Raw genomic sequence first — 25525 nt, 5'->3', positions numbered from 1 at the left:
CACCTGAACAAGGCCCGACGAGATGTGGCAGTGGGCGGCGGTCATGAATCCCGCCGCCCACCGCCGCCTGTTCTGCTAGCTCGCCCTGAGCGGCACCGACCACCGCTGCTGCGGCGTGCCGACGCAGTCGTAGATCTGGATCTTCGTGCCGTTGTCGACGAGTCCCGCGTACACGTCCAGGCAGCGCGAGGCCTCGACGTTGACGAACGTGGCGTCCGGGCGAGCGGTCCACTGCTGGCTCAGGCCGTTGTGACAGGTGGCCACCACGGTCGGGGTGCCGTTGGGCAGTGCGCCGATGTCGAGGCACGCGCCCATGGACCGGATCGCGCCGTCGCCGATCGCCGCCCAGGTCTCGCCCTGCGGGCCGAAGCACTGCCACAGCCACACCGTGCCGTTGGCCGGGTTCTCGCCCTTGATGTCGGCGCACTTGCCCATGCCGACGAGGTTGCCGACCCACTGCGTCTGCGCGCTGAGCCGCCAGACCTGCGCCGGTGCCCCGGTGCAGTCCTGGATGGACTGTCCGGCGCCGTTGGCGGTGCCGGCCGCGGTCAGGCAGCGGCCGGACGCCGGGTTGACGATGGTGCCGTCCGGCCGTGACTGCCACTGCTGGTTGGGCTGGCCGTTGCAGTCGAACGGGTTCACCGCGCTGCCGGCGGTCGTGGCGGCGTTGACGATGTCGAGGCACTTGCCGCTGCTGGTGATCCGGCCGTCACCGGTGATCGCCCACTGCTGCGCGGCGTTGCCGTAGCAGTCCCACGACTGGGCCTTGTTGGTGCGCGGGTCGCCGCTCGCGATGTCCAGGCACCGACCGGACGCGGCGTTGACGAGTGCACCCTGCTGGCCGTGCTGGTCGGGCAGCCGCCAGACCTGGTCCGACCGCGCCGCGCAGTCCTGCAGCCGCAATGCAGCCGAACGGTCGGTGGTCGCCGGCGTCAGGCACCGTCCGGATCGGACGTTGACCAGTGCGCCGTCCGGGCGCACCACCCACTGCTGGGAGTACTCGCCCGGCGTGCACGCCACCAGCACGACAGCGGTTCCGGCGGCGGTGCCGTTGTTCTGCGCGCCGAGGCACTTGCCGACGTTGGTGACCAGGCCGTCGACGGTGGTGGTCCAGCGCTGGTTGGGGAAGTTGTTGCAGTCCCACATCTGCAGCTCGGCGACGTTGGGGTCGTAGCCGGGCACGTCGAGGCAGCGGTCGTTGACGCCCCTGATCTCGCCGTTGCGCACCGCTGTGTTGTTCTTGACGCGGAGGTTGCGCAGGTACGTGGTGCGGTACTCACCGTCGTTCTTGAAGCCGATGAAGCTGTTGACGTACGCCCGTCCGGCGTCGGTGACGGTGTGGCGGTTGACCTCCGCGCCGTCGATCTTGACGATGACCGTGTTCCAGGCGACCGTCACCTCGGCGGTGTGCCAGTTGCCCGGTGACGGGGCCTCGCCGCTGCGCGCCTTGCCCGGTGTGATCGAGCCGACGCTGCCGTCGGTGCCGATCTCGACCTCCACGCCGTTGCCGCGCGGCACGGACGGGTTGGTACCGGGGTCGGGGAACATCACGAACAGGCCGGTCCGCGCCAGCGACTGGTTGCCGCGGAAGTCGAACTTCACCGTGTAGTCGTTGCCGAACGAGTGCGCGGCGTACCAGGACACGTCGTTGCCCTCGGTGGTCTGCAGCTCACACCCGTTGACGGACAACGGGGTCGTGCCCGCGACCCGCCACGCCGACAGGTTCGTCTCCGCCCTGCCGTCGAACATGCTGGTGTAGCCGGCCTCACCGACCGGCAGCGCGCACGCGCCGTCGTCGGTGAACTGCGTGCCGCCGAGGAAGTAGCCCTGGGCGTCCAGCGCGAACTGGGCGTTGCCGCGTTCGTTGCGCACGGCCACCTTGCCGCTCGCGCCCAGCGGCGTCAGCACGGTCGAGGACGACCGGCCGCGCTGCTTCACGGCCAGGTTCGTCACCGGCGACCAGCCGATCTCGGCGGGTGCCACCGACACCTCGGTGCCGAGCAGGTTCTCGGCGGCCGACGGCATCAGCACAGCGGCGGTGGCGGTGGCCGGGACTCCGGCGAGGCCGGTGACCTGGAACCGCGCGGTCTCGCCCTCGCCGAGCGGGCCGGTGCGCTGGCTGCCCGTCGCGGTGTCGGCGATGCGGGCCGGCTCGTCGAGCGGGACGTACTTGCCGCCGGCGCCGGCGGCGAACCAGCCGACGACGTCGAGCACGGCGTGCGCGCGGCCGGTGCTGTTGCGCAGCCGGATGTTGCCGTCCTCGCCGATGGCGACGATGGAGGCGTTGGAGCGGCGTTCGTTGCGGTTGGCGCTCAGCGCCGTGCCGCCGTTCTCCGTGCCGAACAGGCCCATCGCGGTGCCCAGGGTCGACTCGACGGCGGTGAGGTTGACCGCGACCGCCGTGGCGTTGTCCGGGACACCGTTGGCGCCACGGGCTTTCACGGTCACGACCTCGCCGGGACCGAGCGGGGTGGTGCGCGGGCCGCCGTTCAGGCCGCGGGTGTCGAGCACCCGGACCGGGCTGTGCTGGGGGAAGTAGGTCGAGGCGCTGTTCGGGCTGAAGTAGCCGAGCAGGTCGACGTTGTCGAACACCGGTCCCGCACCGGCACGCAGCCGCACGGCGCGGTCGGCGCCGAGCTTGGCGATCACCAGGGCGTTGACCCAGCCGTCACCGGGCTGCACGCGCAGCGTCGTGGCCTTGCTGGTCGAGGAGTTCTCCGGGAACACGTCAAGCCCGCTGGGCACGTCGACCGCACCCGACGCCGGGTTGGTGCGCAGCGAGATGTTGAGCGCCACCGCGGTGGTGTCGGTGGGGATGTCCGGGATCGGCAGGGTGAAGACCTCGCCGGCCGCGAACGCCCTGCCCTGGATCACCGAGACCTTCGGGAACGGCGTGTACCCGGACCCGGTCACGACCGGGACGGTGTCCGGCGTGCCCATCGCGAGAACTCCGGTGCCCCACTGGTTGTCGGACTTGCGCGGGTTGGTGCGCGTCTGCAGCGCCGTCTGGATCTGCGCGGCGTCGAGCTGCGGGTTGGCGGACTTCAGCAACGCCGCCGCGCCCGCGACGTGCGCCGCCTCCGCGGAGGTGCCGCTGAGGTTCTGGCCGCCGTAGGTGGAGGTGCTGACGCGAGCGAACCCGGTGAGGTCGGGCTTGAGCCTGCCGTCGATCGTCGGGCCCTGGCCGCTGTAGTTCTCCAGGGTGCCGCTGCCGGGCCGGGTCGCGCCGACCGCCATGACGTACGGCGAGGTGGCGGGCTCGGTGACGCTGCCGGCCGGGGTGTTGTACTGCAACGGGTCGCTCGGCCCCGACACGAACAGGTCGAGCCGGGTGGTGAACTTCGCGTTGTGGTTGCGCACGTACAGGTAGTAGAACTGCGCCGCCCCGGAGGAGTTGGTGAACGTCACCTCCTCGGTCGGCCGCGCACCACCCGAGACGTCGCGCTGGTTGGTCGTCGACGCCGCCACGACCGCGGAGTCGGTGGGACCGGTCGGCGCCTTGGGCTGCGACATGACGTAGAGGTCGAGGTCCTCGTTCGTCCTGGGCCAGCCGTCCCACCGCAACGCCACGGTGGTCGTGACACCGGCCGCGACGTTGAACCCGTTGTTCTGCGCGGTGCCGTCGAACTCGACGAACCCGTTGCCGTTGGCGTCCACCGCGTTGCCGGCGAAGTGGTCGCGCGCCAGGTTGCCGGCCGCCACGGACCACGTGACACCCGCCTCGCGGGCCTTGCGGACCACGTCGGCGGGACTGCCGGCCTCGCCGGTGCCGTCACCGCGCCCGGAGCTGAGGAACCCGATGGCGGCGGTGATCACCTGCACACCCTGCTGCCGCAACCAGTTCGTGGCGTTCTCGAAGTCGAGCGGCCCGTCGACACACGCCCCGAACAGCTGCGCGTCGGGTGCCATGTCGTGCACCACCTCGGCCACGGCGGTGCCGTGGCTCGACGACCTGGTGGCGTCGTGGCAGCCGGAGTTGTCGACGGCGACGTTCGCCGGCAGCTCACCCTCCTGCTGCGCGTCGCCGAGTCCGGCGAAGCCGACGTCGATGACGCCGACCTTGACGCCCTGCCCCTTCTTGCCCGCGTTGATCCAGCCGTCGGCCCCCGACGCCTGCACGCCTTCGGAGGTGACGGCCATCGGGATCGCCCGCTCCGGCCGCTTCACCTCCACGATGGACTGCTCCTTGCCCAGCGCCGCCACCTTGTCCTGCGGGACGGCGACCTGCGCGCGTGAACCCTGGGTGGCGGTGACCTCGCCGCCGAGCTTGGTGACCGCCGTGCGGACGGCCTTCTGGTCGCGGCCGTCGACGTAGAGCAGGACCTTGCCGTCGCGGTCCTTCGGGACCGCCTCACCGGGCCGTGGAGCGCTGATCGACTGCGGGACGTCGGCTGTGGCGGCCGTCGGAACCGTTGCCACGCCCGCCGTCCCCAGCAGCAGCGCGACACCTCCCACGACCACGCGTCTCATGCGGTTCATGCGTTTCCTTCTCGTTGTTCGGGCTCGAAGTCGGGTTCGACGCCCTGCAGGCAGGGGTCGAAGAACTCGTGGGTGAACCGGCCGGTGAGCACATCGCGCAGGAACTCCGACGCCGTGCCGGGGTACTCGCCCCAGCCGGTGAGCTCGTCGTCGCAGAACACCGTCGGCCAGCGCGCCGGGTCCTCGTCCCCGGTGCGCCAGAAGAAGACGTGCCCCTCGGTGCTGCTGGCCCACGGCAGCAGGCCGCCGGGCGCCGGGTACGCCGGATGCGCGGTGTCCGCCGCCTCGCGCAGGACGGCCAGGGCGTCCTGCGCCTCCCACAGGAACGGCGAGTTCCCGTTGGCCAGCCGCACCGGCGAGGGCACCGTGACGAACGAGCTGAAGTACCCGGTCGGGAACCGGTTCACCAGCGCGTGGAAGTCCGGCGGCAGGCCGATGCCGAGCGTGCGTTCCACGTCCCGCACCGCCTCGTCCGCGTCGACGGTGCCCTGCCAACCGACCAGTGCGGCCAGTTCGTCAACACGTGGGTCGTGTGCCATTGAGCTTTCCCCTTGGGTAGCCGGACGCCGGGTGCGGGTTGAAGATCCTTTGGCCACAGGCGAAGCCCTTGTCCCCGACGGCGTAGATGTCGATGGCGGAGGGCACCGCGTCCTCCGGCCGGGCGTAGATCGCCTCGACGCGGTAGAAGACCCGCTGGCCGCTCCTGACCGCGTCCGCGATCTCGTTCTCCACGCCGAGCATGTCCGTCTGGTTCACGTCGGCGTCCAGCGGCACGATGTTCTCGCGTCCGCCCTTGCCGAAGAACTGGTAGCCGATCAGGTGGCTCTTGTTGTGCTGCCCGTGCACGTAGCCGACCGGCTTCTGCTCGTAGCGCGGCCCCTTGGGCTTGAGGTCGGTCAGGCACACCGTGCCCGCGGTCGCGCGCTGAGCGGGCCAGCCGCGGCTCTTGCCCGCGTAGGGTCCGGTCCAGTTCTTGATGTCCTCCATCTCGTCGTTGAACACCTCGTTGACCGCGACTCCCGGATCGCCTTCGAGACAGCCCTCCTCGTCGGGCTTGCGCTTCTCGTCGGCGCCGATCACCGCGTCGTACGGCTGGCCGATCAGGTCACCGACGATGTCGACCACGGTCGGCGTCACCTTGGTCGCGATGTCGATCAGGGTGTTCGCCAGGTCGGTGATGACGGTCAGCGGGCTGGTCGGGTCGTACGAGGTCGGCGGCCGCACGACGGTGCCGCCGGGTGGTGGCCGGAACGCGGGCTTGTGCAGGTCGGTCCACCAGCGCGGCGGGGGCGGCGGTGCGGGCCTGGAGATCGGCTTCGGCTTGCGCGCGCCGGGTCCCTTGTACCCACCGGGACCGGCCACGCACGTCTTCTTCTGCCGGCAGTTGGGTGGCGGAGGCGGCGCGACCTTCTGCCCACCCCGGTTGCACCCGCCGATGTAGTACCTGCAGTTGCGGCCCACCGGGATCGGGTCCTCGTCACCACCGGCCTTGGCGTTGTAGCAGCCGTACCGGGGGCATTCCCCGTTCGCCAGCCGCCCGGCGCAGTCGGAGTCGAAGAGCGTGTGCTTGATCGGTTCCCAGAACGCGTCCCACGGGGTCTTCACGTCCTTGCCCACGTTGTACAGGCACTGCGCCATGTCGTGGCCCGATTCGTCCACTCCGGACAGCGGGCTGCTGTTGCCGTAGGCGTACCGGTTGGCGGCCGAGGACGGCGTCGGGTCGAGCGTCCAGTCGTCCCTGCTGGCGAACCGGCCGGTCTCCGGCAGGTACCAGCGCGCCGACATGTTCACCGCGCCGGTGCCGGAGTCGGTCCAGTCGCCCTGGAAGCCGACGGAGGCCGTGTCACCCGACGACGAGGTCACCGCACCGAACGGGTCGAAGGACCGCCTGCCGTCCACGGTGTTGCTCAGGTACCGGCCCACCACGTCGCCGTGGCTGTCGGCGTAGAGCATCCGCGCGGTACCGGTGCCCTTGTCGGAGAACGCCGACCCGTCCGGCAACCGGCTGATCGTCCGCGCACCGTCGGACACCACCTCGTTGGTCTGTCCGAGGTAGCGGAACCCGGTGCCGTTGCGCGCGGCCACCCGGTCCAGCGAGTCGTAGGTGTAGCGGGCCGCACCCATCGCGGTGAGCCGGTCGAAGGCGTCGAACGACGAGCTGTTCACCACGCCGTCACGGGTCTGCGAGGACAGCGTGCCGCGCGCCGTGTAGTCGTAGGTGACCCCGTCGCCGGAGGTCAACCGGTTCTGGGCGTCGAAGGCGAACGTCCGGTCGCCCGCGGACGTCCGGTTGCCGGCGTCGTCCCAGCCGTAGGCGGTGGCCTTGCCGGCCTGGTCGGTCCACGACGTCAGGCGGCCGGCGCCGTCGTAGCCGTAGGTGTCGGCGTTCTTGGCCGTCACCTGGTTGTCGCGGTCGTAGCCGTACGTGGTGCCGAGCAGCACCCGCGGCGGCACCCCGACGTCGATGGTCTGCTGCACCTGGTCGGAGACGAGCCGGCCGAGCTCGTCGTAGGCCATGCGCCGCACGGTGTAGCCGCCGAGCGCGCGGTCCGCGACCGAGGCGGTGCGGCCTGCCCTGTCGTAGCCGTAGTCGGCGGTGCGGCCGGTCAGGGCATCGGCCGCCGACGTCAGCCGGCCGGCCTTGTCGTAACCGAACGCGGCCGTGCCGGAGGCGTCGGTGCGGCTCGCGACGGTGCCGTCGCCGTTGTAGGTGTAGGTGGTGTCACCGCCGGGGCCGCGCGCGGTCAGCAGGTTGCCGCGGTCGTCGTAGCGGTAGAGGTCTGATCCGGCCGAGGCGAGCCTGCCCGCGGCGTCGTAGCCGAAGGTGCGGTCGGCGGTCTCGGACTCGGCACCGGAGCCCTTCTCCAGCGTCACCCTGCCCTGCGCGTCGAACGTGCGGGTCACCTCGACGCCACCGGGTTTCGCCAGCCGGACCGCCTGTCCCCCGGCGTCGTAGGACGACGTCCAGGTGGCACCACCGGGTTCGACGACCGACTCGGGCAGGCCCCACGGCGTGAAGGTGTAGGTGGTGGCGTTGCCGCGGCCGTCGACGAACCGGCTGCGGTTGCCCAGCGCGTCGTACCCGGTGGTCGTGACGACCTGCTTGGTCGCGGAGACGTGTTCGGTCTGCCGGACGACGCGGTCGAGCGCGTCGTAGCCGTAGGTGACGAGCCGGTCCTCGGCACTGCGGGTCGCTGTCACGTTGCCGTTGGGGTCGTAGTCGGTGACCGAGGCGCGCTTCTCCTGCCCGGCGACGGACTGCGCGGTCCGCACCGCCCGGCCCAGCAGGTCGAACGACGTCGTGGTGGTGAGCCCGGTCGCGTCGGTGACGGAGCTCCGCCGGCCGGCGATGTCGTAGCCGTAGCTGATCGCACGGGACGTGGCGTCGGTGCTGGAGGTCACCTCGCCCGCCGCGTTGTGGGCCGCCGTGGAGACGTTGCCCTGCGGCGTCTCCACGGACACCGCGTTGCCGGCGTCGTCGTAGCCCGTGCGGGTCGTGTAGTAGAGGGTTCCCGACGGCGTGCGGTCCGCCTGCGTCACGGTGACCCGGCGACCGAGCTCGTCGTAGGTGAACGACGTCTGCGCACCGCCGGCGTCCGTGCTGAGCAGCAGCTCGCCGTTCTTGGAGTACCGCGACGACAGCACGCTCGGCGAGGAGCCGACCTGCGGCAGCGTCACGGTCGACACGCGGCCGTACGGGTCGAACGTCCGCGAGGCGGTGCGCTGCAACGCATCGGTCGTCTTGACCGGGTTGCCGGCGTGGTCGTACTCGGTGCGCGTGCCGGCACCCTTGATCGGCTGCCCGCCCGCCGGTGTGTAGTCCGGCAGCGCACCCGACACCGCACGACCCATCAGGTCGCGCTCGGTCGTGGTCACGTTCCCGGCGCCGTCCCGCGTTTGCGTGACCTCGCCGAAGGCGTTGTGGCCCAGCACCTCCGCACGGCTGAAGCCGGTCGTGCGGACACCCGCGACCCACGCGTCGGCCGCGGGGTTCGTCGTGCGCACCAGCTGACCGGCGAGGTCGTAGTCGTAGAACGTGGTGATGCCGCGCCGGTCCGTCGAGCTGCGGACGAGACCGCGCTCGTCGCGGTCCACCGACGCCGAGACGGTGGTGGAACCGTCGAGGAACGCGTCCTCGCGCACCTGCAGACCCGCGGCGTCGTAACCGAAGACCGTCGTCTCGACCCGCGTGGGGTCTGCCGCGCCCCGCAGCTCGGTGCGCGTGACGTTGCCGCCGAGGTCGTACTGGTTGGTGGTGACGCGGTTCAGCCCGGCCGGGTCGAACGCGGCCGTCACGACGTTGCCCGCCGCGTCGTGGGTGAACGTCGTCCTGCGCCCGCCCGCCGTGGTCTGCTCGGTCAGCTGGCCGGCCGGGTCGTAGGCCCGTTCGTCGAGGGTGACGCTGCGGCCCTGGACGGTGCGGCGCACGTTCGCGAGGAGGTCGTCGTCGTAGTAGCTGTAGGAGGTCAGCCGGCCCATGGCGTCCGTGACCGAGGCCAGCCGGCCGGCCGGGTCGTAGGCCCGCGCCTCCAGTGTCATCGAGGTGGCGGCCGGGTCCTCCGGGTTCACACCGGGACCGGAGGCGGCGCGGGACAGCAGCCGGCCGCGTTCGTCGTAGCGGTCGGACCACGACGTTCCGCGCACGTCCTTCACGACCTGGGTCAGGCCGTTGTCGGGGTACGACCGCTCCTCGACCCCACCGTCGGCGAACTCGATGCGGGACAGGCGGTCCGCCGCGTCGTAGCCGTACTTCGTCGACCGCGCCGGATCGCCGCCGGTGCTGTCGGACAGGGTGGTCTCGACCAGGTTCCCGTTGCCGTCGAAGCGGTGCGCCGTCACCGCGGTGTGCGTGACGCCGGTGACCTCGTTGCGGACGCCCGGTGCGGTCACCTTCACGACCTCGGAGCGCGGCGAGTACTCGTAGGTGGTCGTGCCCAGGGCACCGTCGCCGCTGTTGACCAGCGACTCGGTGGTCTGGCGGCCGAACTGGTCGTAGCCGTAGCGCGTGCGCAGCCCGGTCGGTCCGGTCAGCTCGTCGAGGTCGCCGTTGGCGCGGTAGACCCGCCTGGTCAGCTCGCCGCGCGGCCCGGTGCTGGTCAGCAGCAGGCCGGCGGGCACCTTGCCGCCGCCCGCGGCGTCCTCCGCGCCGGTCGTGTACGTCGTCGACTCGGTCGGCGCGGTCGTGTGCCCGGCCGGGACCGGGCGGGTGACCCGCAGTGGCCGACCGGCGGTGTCATAGGTGTAGGAGGTCCGGTACCGGATGTCGGCCGGTCCGGACGAGCGGGCGTCCGAAGAGGACTCCAGCTTGTCGCGGCGCGGGTCCAGCACCATGTCGGACTTGACGTAGGTGAAGTACTCCGTGTTGCACGAACCGGCGGTGCGGCAGGTCTTGCGGCTCAGCACGTTGCCGCGTTCGTCGGTGGTCTGCTCGGTGCGGAACCCGTTCTCGTCGACGGACGCGGACGGGAACCCGGCGGTGTTGTACTCGTAGCGCGAGACTTCCCCGTCGTGGGTCCGCGAGGTGAGCCGGCCGCCGTTGTCGACGTCGAACGCGTAGGTCCAGTCGCCGTAGCCGGCCGGGCCGCGCGTCGTGACGGTCCGGACGGCGTCGAGCACCACCGGGGTGTCGAGCGTCCACAGGCGGCCGCCGTGGTCGGTGAGCGTGCGCACCCGGTCGAAGACGTCGTCGTAGGTCAGGGCCGCGAACCGGCGTTGGTCCTGCGGCAGCTCGACCTTGCTCAGCTGCTCGGCCGGCCCGCCCGCACGGAAGTGCGTGGCGGCCGCGAGCGAGCCGATGGTGTGCTGGTAGAGCGCCACCTCGTCGATGGCACCGGAGAAGTAGAAGTCGCCGCCGTTGGTGGCGGGCCAGCCCTTGGCGTTACCCGCGCCGAGCGTCAACCGGCCCTGTCCGCGGTGGTCGACGAACCCGAGCAGCTCCTGGCCCACCGCGACGCCGTCGACGTACATGACCTGCCGGTCGATCGCCGCGGACAGCACCACGTGGTGCCACCTGTCGTCGTCGACCTGCCGCGTGCTCACGATCTGACGCGGCCCGCCGGTGTCGCGCAACGAGAAACCGCCGTACAGCAGGCCGTCCGTGCCCACGTACAGGATGGGCGTGGACTTGCCGCCGGCGGGGAACGCCTGGTCGGAGTAGCTCAGCAGGGTGCCCTGGCCGCCGGTCTTGAACCACAGCTCGACCGCGAGCGACATGGTCGAGGTGGTGAGCTGCTCGGGCAGCGTGACGTAGCTGCTGTTGCCGTCGAACGTGCCGGCCTTGTCCGCCGTGCCGCCGAGCGCTCCGGTACCGCCGAACAGCACACCGTGCTGCTTGCCCGCGTCCGCGCCGTCGCGGCGGGCCACGGCGTTGCCGACGGTGTCACCGCCGGTCTCGCCCAGCCGCCAGTACGCGCGGGGCTTGTTGTCGAGCACGGTGCTGCGGTAGTGCGAACCCTGCTGGTAGCCGTAGGTGGTGCAGTTCGGCGCCGCTCCCGGCGCGCACGCCTTGGTCAGCTTGTCGCCGTCGTAGGTGTAGGTCCAGGTCTGGTCGCCTCCCGCGGTGACGGCCGTGACGTGCGTGCCCTGCCAGGTCATGCGCAGAGCGCGTTTGCTGACGTCGTTGGTGATCACCGAGACCCGGTCGGAGGTGTCGTAGGACAGCGTCTCGGTGAGCCCCGCCGGGTCGGTGATGGTGATCAGCCGGCCGAGCTGGTCGAACGTCCAGCGGCTGCCGGAGACGTCGCGCATCGTGTAGGTGCCGGTGTCCGTGCGGTGCACCAGGTCCACGTTCTGGCCGAGCGGGGAGGCGTAGCCGCCGTCGGGGTTGCGGCCGAAGCGCACCTGCCGCCCGGTCGGGAACGTCAGCACCTCGTTGCCGGACCGGTCGTCGTCGTGGCGCAGCCGCATGTCGAGCCGTGACGCCCACCCGGCGCCGAACGCGGTGTCACGGCGCGGGTCGAGGCTGTTGTAGGTGCGGGTGATCGTCAGGTCGGGGCCGACCGTGGCCACGGACGCGTCGGTGACGACGGTCGAGTAGTTGCCGATCTGCGGGTCCAGGCCCGGTCCCTCGTTGCCGTCCGGACTGCCCGCGAGGTGCGAGGTGATCTCCGGCTGGTGCACGCGGGTGGTGAACGACAGCCGCACGCCGTCCTTGACGCTCACCCAGAACGGCGTCTCGTTGACGGTGTCGAAGACCTTGACGCCCCAGAAGTAGGTGCGGCCCCAGAACAGGTTCGGCGGCGCCCACGACTGGGCGGTCCAGCCCGACTCCTGGCAGTCGCGCGTGAGATCGGGATCGGAGCAGACGCGGTACCGGTAGGTGAGCCCCTTGCCCGGCCAGCCGTCCGGGTCGGTGCCTTCCGCGTACAGCGTCGGGGTGAGCGTCTCCACGACGGCGCCGGCGCCGGGCTGCTGCAGGTTCGACGTGGGCGCGACGTTGTTCACCTTCAGCGCGAACTCGCCGTACGGGACCTCGTGGGCGACGAAGAAGTCGTTGCCCTGCGGGGTGAACATCGTGAGGAAGACCCGGTAGTCACCGGGGGTCAGCGGGTCGATCGGCACCTCGAAGGTGTTCGTCTGCCCCGGCGCGACGGTGGCCTTCCAGCCGCGCGCGGTCCGGATCTTCGCGCCGTTCTGCTGGATGATGTAGCCGAACTCGAAACCGTTGGTGGGCGTCCACGTCGTGGTGCCCAGGTTCGTGACCTTCGCGGTGAGCTTGCCCGCGGTCGCGGCGGTGGGCAGCGTGATCGCGGGAACCTCGAACCCGGCGCCCTCCGGTGAGTAGCGCACGTCCAGGAACGGCTTCTTCGGCGAGTTCGCCGAGCCGAAGCGCATGCCGTTGGGGTCAGCCTCGTCGGACGCCCGCAGCCCGAACCCGTGCGGCACCGCCGTGCCGTGGGTCCACCTCGTCATCAGCTCGTAGTTGAGGGGGAACGCCTCCCAGGCCGACCCGCCGCACGCGGCACCGTGGGCGAACGACCTGGTGGACAGCACCTGACCGACGTCGGCGCCCGGCCAGGTCGTGCTCGCGTCCCACGGCCTCGTCACCTCGAACACCGAGACCGACCGCGGCGCACAGGTGGTGGACTCGACGGCGAAGACGTTCAGCGAGGCGCCGAGGACGAACTGGTTGCGCAGCGTGCCCAGGGCGTCGGAAAAACGCAGGTAGGACCGTGCCGGACCACCGGAAAGGCGGCCCGTGCGCAGCTCCTCCGCCCCGGCACCGGGGTTCAGGCCCTTCTGGACGTACAGGTCGTCCGCGTTGGCGTTGAACTGCGCGGCCGACGGGTCGACGACGACCGGGTAGGCGCGGGCCGGGTCGTGCAGCCAGGCCTGGTCCAGGCCGACCTCCAGCCGCCAGCCCTTGTCCACTGTGGACAGGCGGTAGCGGACGTCGGTCGAGCGCGCGCCCGCGGCGTCGTCCATGAAGCCGGCCGGGATGACACCGATGACCCGCTCGACGTCGCGCAACTCGATGGCGCCGCTGCCGGTCAGGCGGGGTTCGAGGTTGGTGAGGCGCAACGTGAACGTGTAGGTGGTGGCGGCGTCGGCGCGGTCGAGGACCAGTTCTTCCTTCAGGCCGGTGTGCTGGGCGGTCAGGCGCAGGCCGACGCCGGGGCGGACCTGCGGGTAGGTGATCGACGCGCCGGTGACCTGGCCGGGTGAGGCCGCGGCGTCGTCGAGGGTGAACTCCATGCGGTGGCGCTCGTCGAACGCGATGGCCGTGGCGCCGGTGGCGGTGCGGGCGAAGGCGGTGCCGACCGCGCTGGCCTTGGGCTCCCACCGGTCGCCGCGCGGGGTGAGCGTGAGGTCGACGGGCTGCCAGGTGCCGTCGGGCTGCCGGACGTTGGCCGGTGTGCCGTGCAGGCGCAGCGTGCGGGTGCCGTCGGGGTTGTCGAACGTCTCGGTGGTGGCGGTGCGGTCACCGGGGCGTTCCTTCGCGGCGGGGTCGATGCCCGGTAGGGCTGGACCACGGGTCAGCTGTGGTGTGACCTGCTGCGGCGCGGCCACGTCGGGGTGAGCGTCGCCTTTGGACAGTGCTGTCCGGTCCGCCACGGCGCCCGGCGGTCGTGGTTGTTCGCGTCGGGGGCCGGTCAGCGCGGCCGCGGCGCTGGGGGCCTCGTGCGCCACGCCGTCCGCTGTCCCGCTGACCTGCTGCGGCGCCTCGGTCGACGCGCCCGCGGGCAGTGCTCCGGACAAAATGGACACTGGAATCGAACCGGTCGAACCGGATGCGATGAGCAGCAACACGACCACAACAGCGAGAAAACGGCGCGCGACAACGACACGTCTGTGCATGACAAAGCCCCCAGTGCCACCGGATGCCTCCCTCTGACACCCGAGCCGGGGCGAACATTGCTCGGCCGACCTTGCACGGACCTGTCACGGGTCTGATAGACACGAACTCACTGGGGGGAGGGCATCGGTGGGAGCACGGTTTCAACTGCTGGGGGAAGTCGGCGTCACGGTGGCCGGTGAGCCGGTACCGATCAAGCACGCACGTGTGCGGTGCGTCCTCGCGGCGCTGCTCGTCGACGCGAACCGGACGGTGTCGGCCGACGCGCTGGTCGAACGGGTGTGGAGCGAGCGGTTGCCGCGGCAGCCCCGCGACGCCGTCTACAGCTACCTGTCACGGCTGCGCGTCGTGCTGGCCGGGGCGCGGGACGTGGAGCTCGCGCGGCGTTCGGGCGGGTACGTGCTGCGGACCGATCCGGCGTGCATCGACCTGCACCGGTTCCGCGCGCTGGTGGCGGACTCGGCCGGGCAGCTGGACCAGGTGCGGGCCGATCTGCTGGCGCAGGCGCTCGGGCTGTGGAGCGGTGAGGCGCTGACCGGCGTGGACTCGGCGTGGGCGGCGGCGGTGCGCGAGGCGCTGGAGGGGGAACGGCTGGCGGTGCGGCTGGACGACCACGACGTCCGGTTGCGGCTCGGGCGGCACGCCGAGCTGGTGGCGCCGTTGAGCACGCTCGCCGCGGCCAGGCCGCTGGACGAACGGGTCGCACACCAGCTGATCGAGGCGCTCGCCAGCAGCGGACGGCAGGCGCAGGCGCTGGCGCACTACGAGACCCTGCGCCGGCACCTGGTCGACGAGCTCGGCGTGGACCCGAGCCAGGAACTGCGGGAGCTGCACCGGCGGCTGCTGTCACCGGCGGAGGCACCGTCGCGGGACGTGCCGCGGCAGCTCCCGCTGGCACCGGCGCACTTCCAGGGCCGGGTGCACGAGCTGGACGCGTTGTCGGCCGGGCACACCGTGCTGATCACGGCGATCCGGGGCGCGGGCGGGATCGGCAAGACGTGGCTGGCGCTGCACTGGGCGCACGGGCACGCCGGCGAGTTCCCCGACGGGCAGCTCTACGTGAACCTGCGCGGTTTCGACCCGACGGCGGCGCCGACCGCGCCCGCCGTGGTGCTGCGCGGGTTCCTCACGTCGCTGGGCACCGCGCCGGACAGCCTGCCCGACGACGTGGACACGCTCGCCGCGATGTACCGCAGCGCGGTCGCGGACCGCAGGATGCTGGTGGTGCTGGACAACGCGGCCGACACCGCCCAGGTCGAGCCGCTGCTGCCGGGCACGGCGTCGTGCCGCACGCTGGTCACGAGCCGGCAGCCGTTGACCGGGCTGGTGGCCACGCACGGCGCGGTGCCGATGCCGCTGGACGTGCTGACCGACGACGAGGCGTTCGAGCTGCTCACGGCCCGGCTGGGCGCGCGTGAGCCGGAGGCGATGGCCGACATCGTGCGGCACTGCGGTGGTCTGCCGCTGGCGCTGGGCATCGTGGCCGCGCGTGCCGCGGTGCGCACGAACCTCCGCCTGGCCGAGATCGCCGCCGAGCTGCGGTCGGCCCGGCTGGACGCGCTGGACACCGGTGACCTGAGCCTGCGGGCCACGATCTCCTGGTCGCACCGGGCGTTGAGCACGCCGGCGTCCGTCCTCTTCGGACTGGTGGGGCTGGCGCCCGCCGTGGACCTGAGCGTCGCCGCGCTGGACGCACTGGCCGCGGCGGACTCCTCGGCCGCGGTGGCGGAGCTGGAGGCCGCGCACCTGGTCGTGCGCACCGGTCCCGGCCACTACCGCATGCACGACCTGATCCACCTCTACGCCAGCGAACAGCCCGTGTCCGGCGGGGAGGCCGCGCTGACCCGGCTGGTCGACCTCTACCTGCACACCGCGCACATCGGCGAACGGCTGCTGGAACCCGACCGGCCGCCCTACGACCTGCCCGACCCGGCACCCGGTGTGGTGCCGGTCCCGCTGGCGGACAAGCAGTCCGCGCTCGCGTGGTTCGACGCCGAGCACGCCATGGTCCTCGCGGTGCAGCGCATCGCGGCCGACCACGGCTGGCACCGCCGGGTGTGGGCGCTGGCCTCCACCACCACGTCCTACCACTGGCAGCAGGGCCACCGCGCCGAGCCGCTGCAGGTGCTGCGCCTCGCCGTCGCCGCCGCGAAGAGCGCCGGGGAGCAGTCGATCACGGCCCGCCTGCTGCACACCCTCGGTCACATGTGCGCCCGCGCCGGCCTGAACACCGAGGCCCTCGCCCACCTGGAGGAGTCGGCGGCGACCAGCGCCGCCCTCGGCGACCCCCTCTCCGAGGGCCACGCCCAGCTGGTGCTCGCCCGCGTCTGGGGCCAGCAGGGCGACTACCGGCGGGCAAAGCAGCACGCGCGCACCGGCCTGGAGCTCTACCGGGCCTCCGGCGAGCCGGGCGTGGAGGCCTTGGCGTTGAACAACCTCGGCTGGATCTGCGCCAACCTCGGCGAGTACGGGGAGGCGCTCGCCCACTGCGCGGCTGCCGTGCCGATCCACCGCGCGGCCGGCCGCTGGGCGGGCGTCGGCGAGACCCTCGACAGCATCGGCTACATCCACGAGCAGCGCGGCGCACCCGCCGAGGCCGCCGTCGCCTACCGGGAGTCCGCGGACATGTTCTGGAAGGTCGGCCATCACTTCGAGGCGGCGGTCACGCTGGAACGCCTCGGCGGCGTGCTCGCCGCCGAGGGCGACCGGACGGGGGCGCGGCAGGCGTGGACGCAGGCGCTGGAGGTGTTCCGCGGGCGCGGGCTCGCGGAGGCCGACGCGCTGGAGCAGCGGCTCGCGTCGCTGTGACCGCACCGGGCACGTGCAGTTGCGGGACCTTGACAACGAAAAGGACGAAACCGCGGATCGCGGTCCGGCCCCATCGGCGATCCGAGCAAGAAGGGCAACGGAACGAGCACAGAGGGGTAGCAAGACAAGACTTCGCTGGCGACCGCCCGGAACTTTGAAATAGTCGAAAGACGGACACCGGGCAGCAGCCTGGACTCCCGCAAGCACGGAGTCATGATTGAACACCGCAGCACGCGAGCCGGCATCAGTACGCAGGATCATCGAGACTTACGGGTCATCAAGTTCACCGGGACCGGAGCCGCATTGCCGTGTGCCGGACCAACGGGGCCGATCGGGCGCGGACATCGCACCGGAACTCCAAGACCAGGTGATCAAGTACGGCCCGCCGAACACCGCGCTCGGCAGCCGCGTTGTCGCTCAAGGCGAGTGGATTCTACGACACAGCAATCAAGCCCTGCCGAAGGTTCACGGTGTTTTCCGGAACAACGCGCGGTGGGGGTACACCATGGACCGGCTCGACACGGTCCCCCTTGAGCTGCTCGACGGCCGGAAGCTTGCGACGTCCATCATCCAGCTGCTGCAAACCAGTCTTTGGCACCGGACTCCAGAGGCTGAGTTCGACGAGGCGGCACATGCCGATCGCCTGTCCCCCATCACAGCACCGCTGACCGGGCGCAGGAGAGACGTGTTCGACCAGCTTCGCGACCGAATAGAATGGGATCGACTGTCCCGGGGTCTCACCCATGGCGATCCGATCTTCGACAACGTTCTTTTCGCTCGCGACGGTTCGATGGTCTTGACCGATCCGATCCCGTCGACCCCGGGCCTTCCCGACGTGATCGCCCTGGACGTCGGCCGAATTTTCCAGTCCTGCGTGGGATACGAGCGGGTGACTTACGAACTGCCGGCGCCCGACGACGTCCCGCTCGACGTGATCATTTCGATGGCGGAACTGTCGCACGACGACCTGACCGCCGCTCTGTACTTCGGAATCGTGCACCTCCTCCGTTCGATGGTGTACGTCTCGGCCCGGAAGGCGACGCACCTCCTGGAGGAATGCGTGGACAGCTTGATCGGAGCGGCGACATGTCGGCTGTAGCGGTGTTCGACATCGACGGGGTGCTGGTCGACACCCGGGAGATCGTGCGGCGAGCCTATGCCGAGGTCGGCATCGAGCTGCCCGACCGGCTCTGGGGCAGTTCATGGCGCATTTGGCTTCCCGAGCTCTGCGGAGGAGACCTCCTGCGCGCCCAGGCTGTCCACGACCAGAAAACCCAGGCTCACCTCGACCTGCTCAGCGAGACCAGGGTCGCCACGCTCGCGGGCGCTGAAGCCGCCCGCGCGTTGCACTCCCGCGGATGGACCGTCAAGTTCATCACCTCCGGCACCCGCGAAGTCGTGCGGAGGACGCTCGACTCCGCCGATCCGTCGTTGAGCGGGTTCCTGGCCGGAACCGATCTGGACAGCACGGGCAAACGGAGAGCGCTCGACGGGATTTCCCCTGCGGGCGGCGTGTACGTCGACGACAACCACGACCTGGGCGTCAAGGTCACCGGAGGAAGCACGTGGAAACTGGTGCACTTCCGCGACCAGACCGAGGCAGAGTTGATCAAGGAGATCAGCACGGCATGGATGTCGTGATCCTCGCCGCCGGACGCGGCAGCAGACTCAAGGACATCACACCGCCTTATTTCAAGCCGTTGGTCATCGTTGATGGCGAACCCCTCATCCGCCGGCTCGTCCGGACGGCGTTGCGCATCTCAAGTGGGCGGACCGTGATCGTCGCCGCCCCGGAGAACGCGCTGCTCCTCTGCCAGGTGCTGGGCGACCTCCCGGCGGAGATCGTCCTCCAGCGTCAGCCGAACGGACCAGGAGACGCGCTCCTCACGGGTCTTCGACTTGTCACCTCGCCCGAGGTCCAGGTCCTCCTCGGCGACAACGTGGTGTCCGTCCGGGACGCGGAGAAGATCGCGCAGGCCGCCGCTCCGGCAGTCGGTGTCGTGCTGATGCGTCCTGCCGAAGCCGAACGGTTCACGTACCTGACCCCGAGCGGCAGCTGGGTCGAAAAACTCCCTTGTGACGAAGCCCAGCCCGAGCAGCTCCTGCCCTGCTGGGTCGGCCCGTTGAAGCTGAGGACCGACGAGATCAAGGCCGCCATCGAGCGCCGGATCCGGAGCACGCGAACCGAGGCGGACGCGGCGGAGCAGGAAGTCCCCATCGGGCCACTGCTCAACGAGCAGGGTCCGGCCACCCTCGTTCCGGTGTCCTCTGTGGACATCGGCGTTCCCGCCGCATGGCTTCCGGCAAGCACACCCATCGAGGAATGACGTCATGATCAGCAGTTCTTCCGCCAAGGGAAAGTGGATTCCCGAGGCCGAGTACGACGAGATCACCAAGAAGATCCCGATCCTGTGCGTCGACGTGCTGCCGATCCACCCCGGGCCGGAGCGCTTGGTGGGGTTGATGCTCCGCGACACCTTCTGGGGCCGCCGTCGGTGGTGCCTCGTGGGCGGCGGGGTCCAGCACGGCGAACCGCTGCCGAACGCCGTCGAGAGGGTCTTCGACTGGGCGCTGGGTGACCGGGTCTCACTCGACCTCGACACCCTGGAGCTGAAGGAAGTGGTGGAGTACTTCCCCGATCCGGACACCGGCGAGTTCTTCGACCCCCGCAAGCACGCCGTCGCCCTCACCTACACCTGTGTCATGTCGGGTGACCCGCGTCCTCGCGGGAAGGCCATCGACTTCCGCTGGTTCTCGCCCGACGCGATCCCCGATCGTGACTCCCTCGGTTTCGGGCAAGAACTCCTCGTACCGCGCCTCCTGGCTGCTCACCCGTCGTAACGACGCGTGGAGCGATCACCTCATCGCAGCGATGACCTGGGCGAGCAGGTCCGAGTCGTCCGTGGTGACGGTGAGGTGGGTGGCTCCTGCCTCTTTCCAGGAACGTGCCTGCGTTCTCCAGTCCGGGGTCCGTTCGGGGAGGAGGCGGGCTTCCACGCCGAAGGCCGATGGATCGCGACCCACCGCGCTGAGTGCTCCGCGGAGGGCTTCGACCACTCGTGAGCCGCGTTCGACCCTGTTGGCCAGGAGCCGCGACATCGTGAAGCCGTCAGCGTGCCTTGCTGTTCGGAGGAGCACCTCCTGGCCGGGTCGTCCTGCCGTGCGAAGAGAGCCTCCGCCCAGCCACAGCGGGATGTGGTGGGTCGGGCGAGGGGTGAGGGTGACCGGGCCGAAGGTCACGTGGGCACCTTCGGCACTCACCTCGTCACCGGTCCACAAACGGCGCAGGGCCGCCAGTTGTTCGCCGAACAGGGCAGCGCGGGTGGCGGGGGCGAGACCCAGCGCGGCTGACTCCGCGGGGTCGCCGCCCGCGGCCACGCCCAGGCGGAGCCGGCCCTCGGCCAGGTCCGAGAGCTGGGCGGCCTGTTTGGCCGCCAGGACCACCGGCCGGTGGGGCAGGATCAGCATGCACGTGCACAGTTCGATCCTGGTGGTCACCGCGGCGAGGTGGGCCACGAGGGTCGCCGACTCGTACGCCGGTGTGTGCGACGACAGGTGTTCCGCCACCGACAGGTGGTCGTACCCCAACGACTCCGCTTTCCGCGCGAACTCGCGCAGCTCCCTGCCGGAAAGCCCTTCCGGGACGGTGACGCCCAGGCGGAGGCTCATTTTCGGAGAGCGGAGGGGTCGGCGGGCCGTACGTGGACCGAACGGGGGCGTTCGGCCGGCAGGAGGAGTGAGTTGAGGGTTCGGAGGGCTGTGCGTTCCGCACCGGGCGCGGGGTCGGTCATCCCCAGGTGCACGTCGAGGACCGGGGTGCCGTCGTCGCCCTGGATCACCGACGGGGTGCAGCTGACCACGCCGGGGATGGCGAAGGCCGCTTGGCGAACCGTCGCCAGGGAGACCTTCTCGCCCTTGAGCACCACGAAGTCCGACAGCCTGCCCTTGAACCTGAGGTAGCCGTCGACGACGGAGAAGGCGTCCCCGGTGGCTATCACACCCGGCGCCACCAGGCCCCTGGCCGCTCGCGGGCCGACTCGGCGGATCAGCGCGGTGTCCGAGGTGACCAGCAGTTCGCCCACCCCGTCCCGCACGTCGCGCAACGACACCTGGACGCCCGGCAGCGGCAGGCCGACCGAGTCGTGGCGGTGCGTCGGCTCCGCGTGTGCGGCGAGCGTGGACACCCTGGGGCCTGCCTCGGTCAGACCGTAGGTCAGGTACAGCTCCCCGTGAGGTCTGGCGGCCAGGAGGGAGGCCACCTCCGCCGGGGCCAGCCGATCCCCGCCGACGGCCAGTGCCCTGACCGGCGGCAGACCCGCTCCGTCCGCGAGGAGCTGCCGGACCACGGTCGGGGTGAGCGCCGAGTGGGTGACCCCGTGCTTCGACACCGCGTCGCGGTAGCCGGCGGGAGAGAAGGGCGGACCCGAGATCACCAGCCGTGCTCCCGCGCAGTACGCCGCGAGGACCTGGGCGACCATCGCGTAGGAGTAGTAGAGCGGCAGGTTCGCCAGCACCGCGTCCGATGAGGTGAGTCCCGTCGCCCCGGCGTGACGGACGGCGTTGCGCAACAGGGAGGGGACGCGGTGGACGCACGCGCTGAACATGCCCGAGGTGCCGGAGGTCGAGAGCAGCACCTCGCCCGGCTCGTACCGGATGCCCGCCGCCCCGGTGGACAGCGCGGTGGCTCCGCCGACGGGCCTGCCCCCGCCGGAGCCCACCAGCCGGGTCGTCACGGCGACCCGCGCGCCCACGTGTCCGGCCAGCGCTTGCACGCGTTCCCAAGGGGTTCCCGGCGACACCGCCAGCGGAACCAGGCCCAGCAGCAGTGTCGCCAGGTGGACCCGCACCAGGTCGACACCGTTGGTCATCGCCAGCAGGACGGCGTCACCCGGCGCCAGGCCGAGGCCGTCGAGGTCCCCGAGGACCTCGGCCAGTCCCGGGCCGGAGCGACCGCCGACGTCCCGGGTGCGGTCGATGAACTCCGCGACGCCCTCGAACGTCAACTCGGGCACGGTGGCACCTCCTCGGTGCTGAGCACCAGGCACCGGCAGAGGTGGCCGCCCGGTTCGGTTTGCAGTCCTATCAGCAGCACGTGCCGCGCCTGGCCGGTGCGCAGCCAGCCGTCGGCCACGGTGAACGCCACGCCCGCTGCCGCGTCCGGGTGCGCGGCCAGCAGCAGCGACGGGCCGCGCAAGCCCCAGCGCAGGCACGGCAGGCCCGCCAGCACGCCGGGGTTGGCACCCGCGAAGCGCAGCGGTGAGACGCTCGGCAGCGAACGGGCGATGGCGCGCAGCGTGTCGCGGCTGCCGTTCGCGCTCATGACCAGCACACCGGTGTCCTCGGCTCCGGCCAGGACGTCGGCGGGCGAGTCCGTCAGCGCCCGGTGCGCCGTGGCGGCGACCAGCCAGGCCGCGGGGTCGGCGTAGAACGAGGGCTTGTTGGCGGTGTGCTCGGCGAGGTCGCCGGTGGTGATGGTGGCCGAGCCGACCACCGTCGTCCCGGCGGGAAGCGTGGTCACATCGCCTCCCCGGTGAAGAGCAGGCACGTGTCGAAGCCCCCGAAGCCGAGGGTGGTGCTCACCGCCGCGCCCGCGGTGACGGGTGCCGCCGACCCCACCGGGAAGGTCAGCGAGGAGGCGGGCTCGCGGAGGCCGAAGATCGGGGGAACCACCCGCTCGCGCAGGGCCAGGATCGTCGCCACCGCCTCGATCGCCCCGCTGGCGCCGAGGCTGTGGCCCAGTGCTCCCTTGGTGGCGAAGATCGTCGGGCTTCGCTCGCCGAAGACCTCGCGCAGACCGGTCACCTCCACCTCGTCGTTGAGGGCGGTGCCGGTGCCGTGCGCGTTCACCACCGCCACCTCGGCGGGGCCGAGGCCGGCCGAGGCCAGGCAGCGACGCAGGGCCAGGACCACGCTGCGGCCCGTCGGGTCCGGAGCGGTGAGGCCGGTGGCGTCGTTCGCCGCTCCCACGCCGGCCAGGGTCGCACGCACCCGCACGCCGCGTTCCCGTGCGGAGTCCGGGTGTTCCAGGACGAGGAACGCGGCGCCCTCGCCGAGGACCATGCCGTCACGGGTCTTGTCGAAGGCGCGCGAACCGGTGGGGCTCATCGTGCCCAACGCGCTGTGGCCCAGGCGTTTCGCCTCCGTCACCACGTCCACCCCGCCCGCGACGCAGATCCGCCGCGCACCTGACGACACCAGCGCGTGCGCCACGGCGATCGCGTCCGATCCCGCCGAGCACGCCGTGGCCACGCACACCGGGGCGACCGGGTGCCCGATCGCCGCGACGGCGTCGTCGGCCCAGGCGTGCAGCGACTCCTCCTCCTCGTCGAGGGCCGCGCCGAAGCTCGTGCCCAGCACGAGGCCCACCCCGGAGTCCGCCGGGGACAGGCCGGCGTCGGCGAACGCGGCCAGGAGCACTCGTGCGGCCAATGCGCGCTGCCGCTCACCGGGTGTGCCGTCGTAGGGCAGGTCGTCGACCAGAGCCGCCTCGGCGTTGCGCAGCGGGTGCGCGGAGGGCACCGGTGCCACTCCCGACTCCCCCGCGCACAGACGCGTCCACACCCCGTCCAGCGAGTCACCCAGCGGTGTGTCCCAGGCCATGCCGGTGACGACCGGGTTCACCACAGGTGCCCGCCGGACGAGTCGACCTTCGCCCTGCTCATCGCACCGCGGAAGCCCGCCACCGACCGCCCCTGCACCTTCGCGGTGGCGGAGAAGGTGAACGTGGACCCGGACAGGCGGTCGGCGCGCACGTCCAGCACCACCTGGTCACCCGGCACCACCGGGGCGAGGAAGCGGGACTTGACCGTGCCGACCAGGGTGACCTCGTCCTCCTGCAGGGGTGAGCTGCTGAGCTGGTAGAGCAGCACCCCCGACTGCGCGAACGCCTGCATCGTGTGGCTGCCCGGCAGGATCACCCCCGGGACCAGGCCGCGCTCGGGCAGATGTCCCGAGAGGGCACCCATCTCCGCCGACACGGCGAACATGCTGTGCAGGAACTCACCCGGTTCGTGGTCGAGGACCCGGTCGATGAACAGCCTCGGGTGCCGTCCGCGCACCAGGCGGCTGATCTCGGAGATGCCCAGCGGTCGCGCCGTGCGCGCCGGTGCCGGGAGCTGCGTGGAGTTGCGCATCCGCGTGCAGTCCTTTCAGGATGGCTCGGATCGGGGGTGGGAGCGGGACGGGGTGGCGGGTCGCGGGATCGACCGCGCCGAAGGTCAGCTCGCCGGACACCAGCGGGGTGCGGGCGCCGCCGGGCTCCTCGCGCGACAGGGTCACCGCCAGGCGCAGCCGGGCCGCGCCGGCCTGCGCCACCCTGGCCTCACCGACGATCCGGTCCCGGTGGACGGCACTGGCGAGGTAGCGCACCCGCAGGTCGGTGAGGACCACGTCGATCCCCGTCGCGGTGAACGCGGTCAGCCCGGCGCCGTGCTCCTCCAGGTACTCGGTGCCCGCGGTCTCCATGAGCGAGGTGTAGCGGGAGAAGTGCACGATCCCGGTCGCGTCGGTGTCGACGTGCTCGATGCGGGTCCGCAGCGACGGGTTCACCACGCCGCCAGCAGCGCCTCGGTGCCCGCGGCCAGCCGGGCGGCGATCTCGTCGGCGTCGGCGCGACCGGTGATCAGCGGTGGCGCGACCCGCATCGTCGGGTGCACGTACCGCAGTCCGCCGGACCGCCTGCCCGCTCCCGCCATGAACTCCACGTAGACACCGGCGTCCAGCAGCGCCCGGCGCAGCGCGCCGATCCGGGTGCCCGCTTCCGCGGTGAGCTCCACGCCCAGCATCACGCCCGTGCCGCGCACCTCGGTGAACAAGCGGGGGAACCGTTCGACCAGGTCCCGGTGCAGCCGTTCCGCCAGGTGCGCGCCCACCTCCGCCGAAGCCGGCAGCAGGCCCTCCGCCACCACGTGCTCGACCCCGTCGCGGATCACCGCGCAGGTCAGCGGGCGCAGGTCGGACGTGGCCACCGCACCGGACGCGCGCACGGTCAGGTCGCGCCGGGCGATCACCATCGAGGTCGAGACCGCCCCCATGCCCAGGTACTTGCCGATCACCGTCACGTCGGTGGGCACCGGGCCCGCGTCGTCGCGCATGGCGAACCAGTCGCCGGTCTTGGCGAAGGTGAGCACCTCGTCGGCGACCAGCAGCACGCCCTCCGCCCGGCACAGCTCGGACAGCCCGCGCAGGTAGCCCGGCGGCGGCCGGAGCACGCCCGCGTCACCCTGCACCGGCTCGACCACCACGGCCAGCAACCGGTCGGCGTGGGCGGCGAAGTACCCGGTCAGTGCCTCGGCGGAGCCGAAGGGGAGGTGCTCGACGCGCACCCCGCCGTGTTCGGGCGGTGCCTGTCCCGGCAGACCGGCCTGGTAGTGGCGGCGGTTGAGCAGTGGCACGAGCCCGTCGGTCCACCCGTGCCAGGCGCCTTCGAAGGCGAGGACGGTGTCCCGGTGCTCCTTGCCGGGGCGGCGGCGCAGCCGGCGTGGGTCGTACCGCGACTCCAGCACCAGCCGCAGCGCCAGCTCGTTGCCCTCCGACCCGGAGTTGCGCCCGCTGACGTGGTACTCGCCGGTGGGGAAGTGGCCGGTCCACAGCCCGCCAGGGCCGAACAGCCGGTCGAGCAGCTCCGCGCGTTCCAGCGAACCGAGCTCGTCGGTCGCACTGCCTGCTCCGGTCACCCCGCGCGCCAGCGCCCGGAGCACCACCTCGTGGCCGACGCCCAGCGCGGCGCTGGCGTACCCGCCGCTGGCGTCGAGCAACCGCATCCGCCTGCCCCGGTGTTCCGGGGTGAGGTCGATGACGTCGAGTTCGAGACCACGTCCGCCGGTGCAGGCGAACGGCAACCGGGGCGCACCGTAGTGGTTCAGGTGCAGGTCGGTGCCGCGCAGCAGACGCGCCGTGACCTCGTCGGTCCGGGGATGATCAACAGGTGCGGCCACTGGTCGC

The 25525-nt window shown here is 71.5% G+C and carries 15 protein-coding genes; 5 read left to right on the top strand and 10 right to left on the bottom strand.

Features of this window, described 5'->3' with window-relative positions; all coding sequences use genetic code 11:
- Window positions 1–75: 75 nt before the first annotated feature.
- The 3 genes from ACVDFE_RS24360 to ACVDFE_RS24350 are packed head-to-tail and all read right to left on the bottom strand — an operon-like array spanning window position 76 to window position 13686.
- Window positions 76–4479, bottom strand: a complete 4404-nt coding sequence (locus ACVDFE_RS24360; RefSeq protein WP_458431981.1) for a ricin-type beta-trefoil lectin domain protein — start codon at window positions 4477–4479, stop codon at window positions 76–78.
- A complete protein-coding gene (locus ACVDFE_RS24355; RefSeq protein ID WP_360388792.1) occupies window positions 4476–5018 on the bottom strand; it encodes an SMI1/KNR4 family protein in 543 nt (180 codons plus the stop codon). Before ACVDFE_RS24355 ends, ACVDFE_RS24360 begins: the two co-directional genes overlap by 4 nt.
- Window positions 4996–13686 carry a LamG-like jellyroll fold domain-containing protein gene (locus tag ACVDFE_RS24350; RefSeq protein WP_458431980.1) on the bottom strand — a complete coding sequence of 2897 codons (8691 nt, stop codon included), beginning with the start codon at window positions 13684–13686 and terminating at the stop codon, window positions 4996–4998. Before ACVDFE_RS24350 ends, ACVDFE_RS24355 begins: the two co-directional genes overlap by 23 nt.
- A gap of 217 nt (window positions 13687–13903) precedes the next feature.
- On the opposite strand from ACVDFE_RS24350, the gene ACVDFE_RS24345 reads away from it, so the two are divergent.
- The 5 genes from ACVDFE_RS24345 (at window position 13904) to ACVDFE_RS24325 (ending at window position 19423) form a co-directional block, all read left to right on the top strand.
- Window positions 13904–16582 carry a BTAD domain-containing putative transcriptional regulator gene (locus ACVDFE_RS24345; protein ID WP_458431979.1) on the top strand — a complete coding sequence of 893 codons (2679 nt, stop codon included), beginning with the start codon at window positions 13904–13906 and terminating at the stop codon, window positions 16580–16582.
- Window positions 16583–16949: 367 nt separating this feature from the next.
- Window positions 16950–17681, top strand: a complete 732-nt coding sequence (locus ACVDFE_RS24340) for a phosphotransferase family protein (RefSeq protein WP_458431978.1) — start codon at window positions 16950–16952, stop codon at window positions 17679–17681.
- 2 nt (window positions 17682–17683) lie between these two features.
- A complete protein-coding gene (locus ACVDFE_RS24335) occupies window positions 17684–18223 on the top strand; it encodes an HAD family hydrolase (RefSeq protein WP_360388802.1) in 540 nt (179 codons plus the stop codon).
- Window positions 18211–18909: an NTP transferase domain-containing protein gene (locus tag ACVDFE_RS24330; RefSeq protein WP_458431977.1), complete on the top strand. Its 699-nt coding sequence runs from the start codon at window positions 18211–18213 to the stop codon at window positions 18907–18909. The genes ACVDFE_RS24335 and ACVDFE_RS24330 overlap by 13 nt, the downstream gene beginning before the upstream one ends.
- 4 nt (window positions 18910–18913) lie before the next feature.
- Entirely contained in the window at window positions 18914–19423 is a 510-nt protein-coding gene (locus tag ACVDFE_RS24325; RefSeq protein ID WP_458431976.1) for a DUF4916 domain-containing protein, read from the top strand.
- A 15-nt stretch (window positions 19424–19438) separates the two neighbouring features.
- Here the strand turns inward: ACVDFE_RS24325 and ACVDFE_RS24320 are convergent, their stop codons facing one another.
- From ACVDFE_RS24320 to ACVDFE_RS24290, 7 genes are read right to left on the bottom strand one after another with little or no spacing between them, the layout of a single operon-like run.
- On the bottom strand, window positions 19439–20251 hold the full coding sequence (locus tag ACVDFE_RS24320) for an LLM class flavin-dependent oxidoreductase (protein WP_458431975.1): 813 nt from the start codon (window positions 20249–20251) through the stop codon (window positions 19439–19441).
- Complete coding sequence (locus ACVDFE_RS24315) at window positions 20248–21594, bottom strand: class I adenylate-forming enzyme family protein (RefSeq protein WP_458431974.1); 1347 nt, start codon at window positions 21592–21594, stop codon at window positions 20248–20250. The genes ACVDFE_RS24320 and ACVDFE_RS24315 overlap by 4 nt, the downstream gene beginning before the upstream one ends.
- On the bottom strand, window positions 21582–22100 hold the full coding sequence (locus ACVDFE_RS24310) for a beta-ketoacyl synthase N-terminal-like domain-containing protein (protein WP_458431973.1): 519 nt from the start codon (window positions 22098–22100) through the stop codon (window positions 21582–21584). The genes ACVDFE_RS24315 and ACVDFE_RS24310 overlap by 13 nt, the downstream gene beginning before the upstream one ends.
- Entirely contained in the window at window positions 22097–23203 is a 1107-nt protein-coding gene (locus tag ACVDFE_RS24305) for a beta-ketoacyl synthase N-terminal-like domain-containing protein (RefSeq protein WP_458431972.1), read from the bottom strand. The genes ACVDFE_RS24310 and ACVDFE_RS24305 overlap by 4 nt, the downstream gene beginning before the upstream one ends.
- Complete coding sequence (locus ACVDFE_RS24300; protein WP_360388822.1) at window positions 23200–23640, bottom strand: 3-hydroxyacyl-ACP dehydratase FabZ family protein; 441 nt, start codon at window positions 23638–23640, stop codon at window positions 23200–23202. Before ACVDFE_RS24300 ends, ACVDFE_RS24305 begins: the two co-directional genes overlap by 4 nt.
- Window positions 23582–24133: an acyl-CoA thioesterase gene (locus tag ACVDFE_RS24295; protein WP_360388824.1), complete on the bottom strand. Its 552-nt coding sequence runs from the start codon at window positions 24131–24133 to the stop codon at window positions 23582–23584. The genes ACVDFE_RS24300 and ACVDFE_RS24295 overlap by 59 nt, the downstream gene beginning before the upstream one ends.
- Window positions 24127–25518, bottom strand: coding sequence for an aminotransferase class III-fold pyridoxal phosphate-dependent enzyme (locus tag ACVDFE_RS24290; protein ID WP_458431971.1), 1392 nt, complete (start codon window positions 25516–25518; stop codon window positions 24127–24129). The genes ACVDFE_RS24295 and ACVDFE_RS24290 overlap by 7 nt, the downstream gene beginning before the upstream one ends.
- Between the last annotated feature and the right edge of the window lie 7 nt (window positions 25519–25525).

It is taken from the genome of Lentzea chajnantorensis, from assembly GCF_054300775.1.
The sequence above is the reverse complement of the archived record's forward strand: the minus strand, read 5'-3'. Positions and strand labels throughout refer to the sequence as shown.

Bases quoted from the DNA above. Each gene is read 5' to 3' on its own strand.
- ACVDFE_RS24355 (WP_360388792.1), bottom strand. From the start codon at position 5,018: ATGGCACACGACCCACGTGTTGACGAACTGGCCGCACTGGTCGGTTGG.
- ACVDFE_RS24330 (WP_458431977.1), top strand. From the start codon at position 18,211: ATGGATGTCGTGATCCTCGCCGCCGGACGCGGCAGCAGACTCAAGGAC.
- ACVDFE_RS24320 (WP_458431975.1), bottom strand. From the start codon at position 20,251: ATGAGCCTCCGCCTGGGCGTCACCGTCCCGGAAGGGCTTTCCGGCAGG.
- ACVDFE_RS24325 (WP_458431976.1), top strand. From the start codon at position 18,914: ATGATCAGCAGTTCTTCCGCCAAGGGAAAGTGGATTCCCGAGGCCGAG.
- ACVDFE_RS24360 (WP_458431981.1), bottom strand. From the start codon at position 4,479: ATGAACCGCATGAGACGCGTGGTCGTGGGAGGTGTCGCGCTGCTGCTG.